We start from the raw sequence: 6,785 nt of genomic DNA, 5'->3' as shown, positions 1-6,785 counted from the left end.
CGAACCACCACACCCCCATGCCACAATCAACCCCGCAGCACCGGCAACGACGCCGCCCAACCCCACCCAACCAGACGATGAAAGATCGAGGTTAACCCGCGAGAACGTCTGCTAGAGGTACGTTCTCGAGGGTTACCCGGCGATCTCGGCGGTTAAGTGACGTTCTCGCGGGTTACCCGGCGATCTCGCGGACCACGACGCCGACCCCCCGCCGCCGCGCACCACCGCCCGCCGAATAACCTTCCAGGTCTCCTTGACAAAATCCACCTCAGCTCGCACGATGCGAGCTCAGCTTGACGAAATCCACCTCAGCTCACATTGTGCAAGCTCACCTCGCACAATGTGAGCTCAGGTGACATCGCCGAATCCACTCCCCCCCCCGGGGCCGCAGACGACGGGAGTGCCGATGACGACGGCGCGGCAGGCCGAATCCACTCCCCCCCGGGGCCGCAGACGACGGCCGCCTGCCCGACCCGGGCGCCGCCGGGGGACGCGGGCCGCCGGAGGAGGCGGCGCCCCGGCCCCTCCAACACACCCGGAGGAAGAAAGTTGCGGAATCGCCCGGAATCACACGAACTCGCGCAGAATCGCGTGAGACCTGCAATCATCCGCGGGATGCGGGACCTGGATCATTACGCGTGCAGCCACTCCTGGCGCCCCGGCGAGTGGGAAAACCGTGTCGGACCGCCGTGCCGGCTCGATCGAGGCCCCGGTCCGCCCGGCCTCAGGCCCCGGAGTGCGCCGGATAGTGCCGGCCAGCCCCGCCGAACCCGGTCCGCCCAGCCTCAGGCCCCGGGCCCGCCGGCGGCCAGGACCCGCGGCGCGAGGTCGGCGTCGTCGTCGGGCATCCAGGTGGCGGCGTCGGCGTCGACCTGCTCGCCGGAGCGGATGTCCTTGACGGAGTCGGCGGCCCCTCCGACCCCGGGGAACCAGACGAAGGGGATGCCGCGCCTGTCGGCGAAGCGGATCTGCTTGCCGAACTTGGCGGCCGTGGGGGCCACGTCGGCGGCGATGCCGCGAGCGCGCAGGGCGTCGGCCACGGCGTCGGAGTCGGCGCGGTGCTCCTCGTCGACCACGGCCACGAGCACGGCGGTGGGCACGGCCCGGCTCACCTCCACCAGCCCGGCGCCCAGGACGCGCGAGAGCAGGCGCGACAGGCCGACGGAGATGCCCACGCCCGGGAAGACGCGTTTGCCGTTGGAGGCCAGGGAGTCGTAGCGCCCGCCCGAGCACACGCTGCCCAGGTCCTCGTGGCCGGCCATGAAGGACTCGTAGACCGTGCCGGTGTAGTAGTCCAGACCGCGGGCGATCTTGAGGTCGGCGACGACGGCGCCGGGCCGGCGGGCGGCGGCGGCGCGCAGCAGCGCCTCCAGCTCGTCCAGGCCCGCCAGCAGGAGCCCGCTCGGCGCGGCGCCGTCCAGGGCGGCCAGGACCGCTTCGCGGACGGCGGCCGGCTCGGCGGAGGAGATGGCGGCCAGGCGCAGGGCGGCGTCGGCCTGCGCGGCAGTGGTGCCGACGGCGTCGACGAGCTCGGCGGCCACACTGCCGGGACCGATCTTGTCGATCTTGTCCACCACGCGCAGGACCTCGATGAGCGCCTCGTCGCCGATGCCGACGCTCGTGTAGAAGCCCTGGGCGACCTTGCGGTTGGACACGTGGACGGTCACCGGCGGGATGGGCAGGGCGGACAGGGCCTGGTGCATGACGAGGGGGATCTCGACGTCGTAGTGCGGGGGCAGGGAGCCGTCGCCGACGACGTCGATGTCCACCTGGTAGAACTCGCGGAAGCGGCCCTCCTGGGGGCGCTCGCCCCGCCAGACCTTCTGGATCTGGTAGCGCTTGAAGGGGAAGTGCAGGACCCCGGCGTTGTTCAGGACGTAGCGGGCGAAGGGGACGGTCAGGTCGAAGTGGAGGCCGAGCCGCCCCGCCGGGTCCGTCCCGGCGGCCTCGGCGGGGTCGGCCTGGAGGCGGGAGAGGAGGTAGACCTCCTTGCTGGTCTCGCCCTTCCTCGTCAGCTCGCTCAGGGGCTCGACGGCGCGCGTCTGGATGCCGCTGAAGCCGTGGAGCTCGAAGACATGGCGCAGGACGTCGATGAAGTGCTGCTCGACCACGCGGCCGGCCGGGAGCCACTCGGGGAAGCCGGAGAGGGGGGACAGGGCCTGTTGTGCCCGTGCGGAGTGCGCCATGGGCGCCATCCTCTCACGACGGGCGGGGTCGGCGCGGGCCCTGCGAGTCGCACCGGGGCCTCACGCGTGCCGGTCCCCGCCGCGGATCCTGGCCTCCGCCAGGTAGGGGTTGGCGTGGTGCTCGTGGGCCATGGTGGTGGCGGCGCCGTGCCCGGGCAGCAGCACGGTGTCCGGGTCGATGGCGGAGGCGAGGAAGCGCAGGGTCGCCCACATCTGCACCTGGTCGCCCCCCGGCAGGTCGGTGCGCCCGACGCTGCCCTTGAAGATGACGTCCGCACTCAGGGCCACGAGGCGGGGGCGCTCCTCGTCCGCCAAGAAGGGGTCGACGTCGACCGCCTCAGCCTCGTAGAGGAGGTCGCACGCCGCCAGGTCGGCGTTGAGGAAGAAGACCGTCGAGCCCTCCGAGTGCCCCGGCGCCGCCACGGCGCGGATGGCCAGGCCCGGGACGAGCTCGACGGCGTCGGAGAAGCCCTCGCCGGGGAAGGCGCGCAGGTCGGTGGGCGCGCGCCAGGGGGTGCCGGCCATGTCGGCGAAGCCCATGCCCTCCACGCGTATGCCGGTGGTGGCGTCCGGGTCGTCGAGGCGGTAGCGGTCCGGCCCGGGGATGTAGACGGGCGCGTCGAGGGCATCGTCGGAGGCGAGCGCCCCCTCGGCGCGCGCCGCCTCGATGAGGGCGGCGGCGTCCCACACGTGGTCGGCGTGCCCGTGGGTGAGCAGCACCGCCCCCAGCCTCAGGCGGTGGGAGCGCAGCAGCGCCAGTGCGCCGCGGGCGGCGCCGGCCCCGGGGTCGACGACGAGCGCGGGGCCGCCCGGCGCGGGCGCCAGGACGTAGCAGTTGGCCGCGAAGACGGGGGCGATCGTGCGCTCGAGGATCATGGGACCAGTCTAGTGGGGTGTCGCCGCTCATTATTTGGGTCCGCTGCCGCGGAGCTCGGATGCGGTGGGGCGGGTGGGGCTCCTGGGACGTGCCGGGGCGGGAACTTGTCCAAATCTGTTGCAAAGGCGCTCCGGGCCGGGATCGGCCGCGAGAAGAACCGCGGAATACCAACGATTCTCATCCGGCGTTCCGGCGCGATCCGGGCCTTTGCAACAGATTTGGACAAACAGCGCCGCCGCGGCCGAGTCTTCACGACGCCCCTGGCGCGGCGGCGCCCCGAGACCGCAGTATTCGATCCATGACTCGATCCACACCCCGGCCCGCGGCGACCGGCGACCACTCGGGCTCCCCCGCCCCCTTGGACGCCCGCACGTCCTCGGGCTCCCGCACACCCGACTCCCGCGAGCCCTCGGACTCCCGCACACCCGACTCCCGCGAGCCCTCGGACTTCGAACGGCCCTCCTCGTCGCTGATCGGCCGGCTCACGCTCAGGTCCATGAACCTGTGGCACACCCCCCTGCACCGGTGGGGCCTGGCGGCCGCGGGCATCGGCGCCGACTCGCGCGTCCTGGACGTGGGCTGCGGGGGCGGCGGCGCCGTGCGCCGGATCCTGCGCCTGACGCGCGCCGAGGTCGGCGCCATCGACCACTCCCCCGCCGCGGTGGAGTTCACGCGCCGCCTCAATGCCGCCGCCGCGGCGTCGGGCCGCCTGCGGGTGATCGAGGGCTCGGTCGAGGCGCTTCCATTCCGCACCGGGTACTTCGACGTCGTCACCGCCTTCGAGACGGTGTACTTCTGGCCGGATCTGGAGGCGGGGCTGCGCGAGACGGCGCGGGTCCTGGGGCCCGGCGGCCGCCTGGTGATCGTCAACGAGGTCGCGGACCGCCAGGCGGCGGGGATCTGGGCCGACCGTCTGGGGATGAACGTGCCCGACGGCGACACGCTGGCCGAGGCGTGCGCGAAGGCCGGTTTCGCCCGCGTCGACGTGCGGCGCCATCCGCGGGTCGGGGCCTGGCTGCGCGTCGTCGCCGGGGTCTGAGGCCGCCGCGGGACCGGCGGTCCACCGCGGACGCTGCACAGTCCTCAGCGGAGCCGCCGCGGGGCCGGGGCGGGGCCGGGGCGGGCCCCGGAGGGATCGGGGGAAGATCTGCGCGGGGCCGGCCCGCCCCGCATTCGTGGTCCTCTCCCACTAATGCCGCGCCCCGGGCCCGCGCGGGGCCGGCCGCGGTCGTGCGGGATATCCGCTCGACGGGGGAGCCGCGCCCCGGGCCCGCGCGGGGCCGGCCCGGGGCGTTCGCGCCTCAGCGCGGCATCCGGGAGTCCTCGGCGTCCCGGGCGGCGTCGGCGCCGTCGGCCGCGCCCTCCAGGCGCAACCGGGACCCCGTCCAGTGGTCGATGAGCCAGCGGTCGTGACTGGCCACGAGCAGGGTGCCGTTCCAGGCGGCCAGGCCCGCCTCCAGCGCCTCGATCGAGTCGAGGTCGAGGTAGTTGGTGGGCTCGTCGACCATGAGGATCTCGGGCGCGGCGGCGAACGCCACGGCGAGCTGGACGCGGCGCTGGTTGCCCGCCGACAGCTCGCCCACGCACCGGGACCAGTGGGCGGGGTGCAGGACGCCGGAGCCGATGGGGCCGATGCCCGACTCCCACGTCGCCTCGTCCAGACCGGGGTCGCCCGGGCGCGGCAGCCGCTGGGGCACGACGGCGACGCGGCCCAGCGCCGTCAGCGCGCCGGTGGACTCGGCGGTGGGCGGGGCGCCGGTGGCGGCCCAGCACAGCAGCGTCGTCTTGCCGCAGCCGTTAGGACCAGTCACCAGCAGGTGCTCGCCGGCGCGCAGGTCGAGGGTCACAGGGGACAGGCGCCCGGGGACGGCGGCGGCGCGCGCCGTGAGCGCCAGACCTTCGCGGGCGGCGACCGGCGGCGGATCGATGCGCAGGCGGTAGGAGCGGGGTCTGCGCACCTCGACGGCGGCCAGGGCCTCCAGGCGGCGGTCGTCGTTGCGGCGCCGCCTGGTGGAGGCCGAGGAGGCGCGGTCGGCGTAGAACTTCCTGGACATCCTGATCTCGGTGCGGGCGCCGTGATGGCGGGCGGTGCCGTAGTGGCCGATGGTCTCGGACTCGCGCCGGTGCGCCCGCAGGGCGCGCTTGTCCTCCTGCTGGGCGGCGTGGATGCGCTCGTGGGAGGCGCGGGCGCGCGCCTTGTCGGCCAGGTAGTCGGAGTAGGTGCCGGCGCAGCGCTGGATGCCGGGCACCCTCCCACCGCCGGCGGCGGTCAGGAGGGCCTGCCAGGGGGCGGTGTCGAGATCGAGGACGCAGGTGGCGACGTCGTCGAGGAAAGCACGGTCGTGACTGGTGAGCAGGACGGGGCCCGTCCAGCCGCGCAGGGTCCGGACGAGGAAGGCGATGGCCTCCTCGTCGAGGTGGTTGGTCGGCTCGTCCAGGAGGAGGACGGCGGGGCGGGTGAGCAGAGTGGCGGCCAGCGCCAGACGGCCGCGCAGGCCCGGTGAGAGCTCGGCGAGGTCGCGGGCGCGGCCGCCGGGGCCGGTCAGAGCGGCGAGTCCGAGGCCGGCGAGCGTCTCCTCGATGCGGGTATCCAGACCCCACGCGTCAGCGGCGGTCACGGCGGCGAGGAACTCGTCGTAGTCCCGGGCGAGGGCGGTCTCGTCGGGGCGCTCGGCCAGGGCTGCGCCGGCGGCCTCGAAACGGGCGATGAGCGCGCGCAGCGGCGCGGCGGCGGCGTCGAGGTAGTCGCCCACGCTCCCGTCCATGGCCAGGGCGTCGGGGACGGGCGCGGCGCGCGGGGCCCGCACGGTGCCGGAGTCGGGGACGAGATCACCCGCGATCAGGCGCAGCAGCGTGGTCTTGCCGCAGCCGTTGGGGCCGACGAGGCAGGCCCGTTCGCCGTCGCCGACGGTGAGGGTGATGCCGGCCAGCAGCGGCTCGGCGGTGAAGGAGAAACTGAGGTCGGTGAGGGTGATCGCGGGCATGCGGAGCTCCGGTCTGCGGGGGCTGACGGGTGGTTCGGAGCGTCTTACGCGAGCACGGGGGAAGACTATCAGGTTTCCGACGGCGTCGCGGGCCGAGCGGTGTCTGCTACGCCCCTTCACCCCTCTGCTGCGCCCCTTTTCCTCTACTACGCTCCTCCACCCTCTGCTGCGCCCCTCTTTCTCGTACAATGAAGGGTCAAGAGGCGTAGCAGAGGGAAAGAGGCGTAGCGGACGGCCCGACGTCGGACCGGAAGATCATTCTGGGTGCGCCCGAGTGCGTTTCCCGGGTGCGATGAGGAGGGTCTGATGGATTGATTCGCGTTCGCGATCTCCGCCTGCGTTTCCCGGGTGTGATGAGAGGGGTCGTTGAGGGCGGTGGGGCGCGGGGGTCGTCCGTGATGGCCTGCCCGAATCGCCTCTTGGCATGTTGGAGGCGCCCGGCGCGGTGGGATCTGCCGGGGTGATCGTCGGGGAAGGTCCGGGCGGCGTCGGGGCGGTTCCGGCGTCCCGCCCCCGCTCCACTCCCGCCAGTCGTCCGCATGGTGGGACGGCGTCTCGCATATCGTGACGCGGCCGGCCCGCGAGCACGTCACTTAACCCGCGAGATCGTACCTTAACCTCGGTTTTTCGTCGTGGGGTGCCGGGGGGTGGGGGTGAGGGTGCTCCTTCTCCTGGGATAATGCGGATTACTGATGTCCGTGCATGTCCAGGGGAGGGGCACCCTCGTGGTGAATGGTA

The 6,785-nt window shown here is 73.5% G+C and carries 4 protein-coding genes; 1 reads left to right on the top strand and 3 read right to left on the bottom strand.

From position 1 onward, the window contains the following. Positions 1 to 785: 785 nt before the first annotated feature. Together hisS and G446_RS0112990 are read right to left on the bottom strand one after the other, a co-directional pair. Entirely contained in the window at positions 786 to 2,195 is a 1,410-nt protein-coding gene (gene hisS, locus G446_RS0112995; protein ID WP_026410461.1) for a histidine--tRNA ligase, read from the bottom strand. Positions 2,196 to 2,246: 51 nt separating this feature from the next. After that, positions 2,247 to 3,062: an MBL fold metallo-hydrolase gene (locus G446_RS0112990; RefSeq protein WP_026410460.1), complete on the bottom strand. Its 816-nt coding sequence runs from the start codon at positions 3,060 to 3,062 to the stop codon at positions 2,247 to 2,249. Between the two features lie 299 nt (positions 3,063 to 3,361). Here G446_RS0112990 and G446_RS0112985 point away from each other — a divergent pair, with 299 nt between their 5' ends. Then, a complete protein-coding gene (locus G446_RS0112985) occupies positions 3,362 to 4,102 on the top strand; it encodes a methyltransferase domain-containing protein (protein WP_084779251.1) in 741 nt (246 codons plus the stop codon). Between the two features lie 262 nt (positions 4,103 to 4,364). Here the strand turns inward: G446_RS0112985 and G446_RS17985 are convergent, their stop codons facing one another. After that, on the bottom strand, positions 4,365 to 6,047 hold the full coding sequence (locus tag G446_RS17985) for an ABC-F family ATP-binding cassette domain-containing protein (RefSeq protein WP_051286007.1): 1,683 nt from the start codon (positions 6,045 to 6,047) through the stop codon (positions 4,365 to 4,367). Positions 6,048 to 6,785 lie beyond the last annotated feature (738 nt).

It is taken from the genome of Actinomyces dentalis DSM 19115, assembly GCF_000429225.1.
Taxonomy (GTDB): domain Bacteria; phylum Actinomycetota; class Actinomycetes; order Actinomycetales; family Actinomycetaceae; genus Actinomyces; species Actinomyces dentalis.
The sequence above is the reverse complement of the archived record's forward strand: the minus strand, read 5'-3'. Positions and strand labels throughout refer to the sequence as shown.

Coding starts and splice junctions, on each gene's coding strand:
- hisS (WP_026410461.1), bottom strand. CDS start 2,195: ATGGCGCCCATGGCGCACTCCGCACGGGCACAACAGGCCCTGTCCCCC.
- G446_RS17985 (WP_051286007.1), bottom strand. CDS start 6,047: ATGCCCGCGATCACCCTCACCGACCTCAGTTTCTCCTTCACCGCCGAG.
- G446_RS0112990 (WP_026410460.1), bottom strand. CDS start 3,062: ATGATCCTCGAGCGCACGATCGCCCCCGTCTTCGCGGCCAACTGCTAC.
- G446_RS0112985 (WP_084779251.1), top strand. CDS start 3,362: ATGACTCGATCCACACCCCGGCCCGCGGCGACCGGCGACCACTCGGGC.